General features: G+C 37.3%; 3 protein-coding genes. All 3 read left to right on the top strand.

Features of this window, described 5'->3' with window-relative positions; translation table 11 throughout:
• Positions 1–286: 286 nt before the first annotated feature.
• A complete protein-coding gene (locus Q8907_14565) occupies positions 287–997 on the top strand; it encodes a tetratricopeptide repeat protein (protein MDP4275495.1) in 711 nt (236 codons plus the stop codon).
• Between the two features lie 20 nt (positions 998–1,017).
• Positions 1,018–2,868, top strand: a complete 1,851-nt coding sequence (locus Q8907_14560; protein ID MDP4275494.1) for a BatD family protein — start codon at positions 1,018–1,020, stop codon at positions 2,866–2,868.
• Between the two features lie 101 nt (positions 2,869–2,969).
• Positions 2,970–3,485, top strand: a 516-nt coding sequence (locus Q8907_14555) for a tetratricopeptide repeat protein (GenBank protein MDP4275493.1), incomplete at its 3' end; no start/stop codon positions are given.

The following is a 3,485-nucleotide window of genomic DNA, read 5'->3' as shown; positions in this document are numbered from 1 at the left end:
TTCCTGTTTATTGAATTTTTTGTCCTGGAAAGGAAAAATAAACAATTTAGTAAATTTGACCTGTTTAGGGTAAGAAAATATAAATAATCCGATTGAAGGTTTGAAGGTTTGAAGGTTTGAGAGTTCAAAGGTTTAAAGGTTCAAAGGTTTGAGAGTTTAAAGGTTCAAAAGTTTAAAAATTTATTAAACCATCTTGAACTTTCTTGAACCATGTTGAACTATCTTGAACCATTTCAAACAACTTCAAACATTTTATAATAGTTTAATTGTTCAAATGTTGATTATAATGTTAGAATTGACTATGAAGGGTAAATTTAAAATAGTATTTTTAATTCTTACTTTTTCGCTGTTTTGGGGCTCCATTCAGGCACAGAATTACCGTAAGGCTGTTCGTGAAGGGAATATGAGTTATAAGAATGGCAAGTATGCAAACAGTGAGGTTTCCTATAGAAAGGCATTAGCCAAATCGAAAAAGCCTTATGAAGCTGCATTTAATTTGGGCGATGCCCTTTATAAACAAAAGAAATATGATGAAGCTGCCCAGGTTTTCAATGATTTAAGCCATGTAAAGACTTCAAATAAGAATTTGGCGAAAGTGTACCATAATGAAGGGAATGCTTTGCTTCAGTTGAAGAAATATGAAGAGAGCCTGAAAGCATATAAGGAATCCCTGAAAATTAATCCTAAGGATAACCAGACCCGTTATAATCTTGCTTATGTACAGGCAAAATTAAAGCAGCAAAATAATAATAATAAAAACAAGAATAAGAACAATAAAAACGACCAAAATAAGAATAAAAATAACCAACAAAACAAACCCAAACCCAATCAGGGCAATAACAAACAGCCCAATCAACCGCCTCCACAACCCAAGATTTCAAAAGATGATGCTCAACGTATGTTGGAGTCTTTGCAAAATGATGAAAAAAATACCCAGCAACGTTTGAAAGAACAGGCAGCCAAGGCTGGTAAATCTTCAACATTGAAAAATTGGTAATTTATTGATAAATTAAAGGTATGAGAAATAAGTTTATTATAATATTATTCAATGTCCTGTGCAGCTTGAATTTATTTGCCGGAGGTGTTGAATTTACTGCCAATGGTCCGGGTAGGGTTGCTGCCGGCGAAGCGTTTGAAGTTACTTATACGGTTACAGCTAATCCCTCAGGATTTACCCGGCCCAATTTTGGTGGATTAAGGTTATTGCAGGGGCCAAGTACAATGACCAGCAGCAGTGTTCAGGTTATAAACGGGCGGATGAGCCAAAGTACTAGTTTTTCTTATACTTTTGTATTACAGGCAAATAGCGAAGGGACTTTTTCAATCGGTCCAGCTGAAGTGGTGGCCGGAGGCCATAAATACCGTTCCAATTCTTTGACCATAAAAGTTGCCGGGCATGCTTCAGCTCAAAGGAACAGGCAATCGCAACGCCACAATGTTGATCCTTTTGATGATTTCTTTAATGACGAACCGGCTCCCCCTACTCATAAAACCAGTGTGAAGATTGGTAAAAATGACATTTTTGTTGTGGTTGATGTAAATAAAAATTCTGTTTATCAGGGTGAACACGTTGTTGCTACAATTAAGGTTTATACAAGGATTAACCTGCGCGGTTTCCAAAATATGAAATTTCCTTCTTACAGTGGATTCTATGCCCAGGATATTGAAACACCCCCTCAGATCAATTTACAGCAAACTGTGATCAATGGACAGGTTTATGGCGTGGGCGTGATAAAGAAGACTATTCTTTTCCCTCAGCGGAGCGGGGTGATTACCATCGATCCGTATGAACTGACTTGTATCGCCAGTGTCAGTACGGGAGGACATAGCATATTCGATATATTTGGCGGAGAGGAAAAAGAAATCAAACGCAAAGTGGTCAGTAAACCGGTGAAAATTTTAGTTAAGCCTCTTCCTGCCAACAAACCTGCTTCATTTTCTGGAGGTGTAGGTAAAATATCCATGTCTGCTTCGGTTGATAAGAAAACCGTAAAAGCTAATGATGCTATTACATACAAAATCACCCTTTCAGGGAACGGGAACCTGAAACTGGCCGACCCGCCTAAAGTTAATTTTCCTTCTGATTTTGAATCCTATGATCCCAAGATCAATATGAATATTAAGAATACGCAGGCGGGCAGCAACGGGACCAAAACATTCGAATATCTGTTGATTCCCCGTCATGAAGGTGATTATAAAATTGCCCCTGTTGAATTCAGCTATTTCGATTTGGGAACACATCAATATAAAACCATTAGTGCGCAGGGATTCAATATCCATGTCGATAAGGGAAGTGGTAATGCCGGAGGGGCTTTCGTTTCCGGAAGTTCCAAGGAGGATTTGAAGTACATCAATCATGATATCTTTTTCATAAAAAATCATGATTTTGAGGTCTATCCCAAAGGTGCTCTTTTCTTCGGTTCTCCTCTGTTTTGGATATTGTTGCTTTGTCCTTTATTGGCATGCGTCATATTGGTTCTTGTCTTGCACAAAAAACTTAAGGAAAATGCAAACATGGCCCTGATGAAGAACAAAAAGGCAAACAAGTTTGCGGGCAAACGCCTTAAACTGGCTGCCCAGTACCTGAAACAAAATAAGAGTGAACAATTTTACGAGGAAGTTCTTAAAGCTTTCTGGGGGTACCTGAGCGATAAATTGACTATTCCTGTTTCTGAACTTTCCAAGGATTCGGCTATGGCTGCATTGACAAAGCTAAATATTGAACAGGAACTTATAGACAGGATCATGGATATGATCAATACCTGCGAATATGCACGTTATGCACCGGCAGCCGAACATTCGCAAATGGACACTTTATATGGAGAGGCTATTGATATCATAACCAAATTGCAACAAAAATTGAGATGAGAGTTGTTGTGAATAGTTTTATAAAACATTGAAAATAAACAAGATAGCATAATGGGTAACTTTATTTAAACTGTCTTTACTTATGAAATATTTATGTTAGTATGAAAAATATTATTATATCTTTATTGTTTCTTTTGATGATGATTCCTGTTTTCGGGCAGACATCCCCACTCATTCGTGCTGGGAATGATTACTATAAAAAAGGGGATTATCAAAAGGCTATTGTTTCCTATGAAGGTGTGCTTCACAATGGTTATGAGTCAGCGGAGCTTTACTTTAATCTGGGTAATGCTTATTATAAAACAGGAAAGATTGCTCCGGCCGTTCTGAATTATGAACGTGCCAAACGTCTTAATCCTACTGACGATGAAATAAAATTTAATCTTGAACTGGCCCGTAATCATACTGTTGATAAAATTATTCTGGTTCCCGATTTCTTTTTGAAGCGATGGTATAATGCCCTGTCTGAAACTTTGTCTTCTAATGCCTGGGCTTATTTTTGTATTATTTCTTTTTTCTTTTTCCTGGTAACTTTTGTGCTCTACCTTTTTGCCTGGAAAGCGGGAATCAAGAAATTATCTTTTTGGATCAGCTTGTTATTGTTTGTGATGTCCGTG

It is taken from the genome of Bacteroidota bacterium, assembly GCA_030706565.1.
Classification (GTDB): Bacteria; Bacteroidota; Bacteroidia; order Bacteroidales; family JAUZOH01; genus JAUZOH01.
The sequence above is the reverse complement of the archived record's forward strand: the minus strand, read 5'-3'. Positions and strand labels throughout refer to the sequence as shown.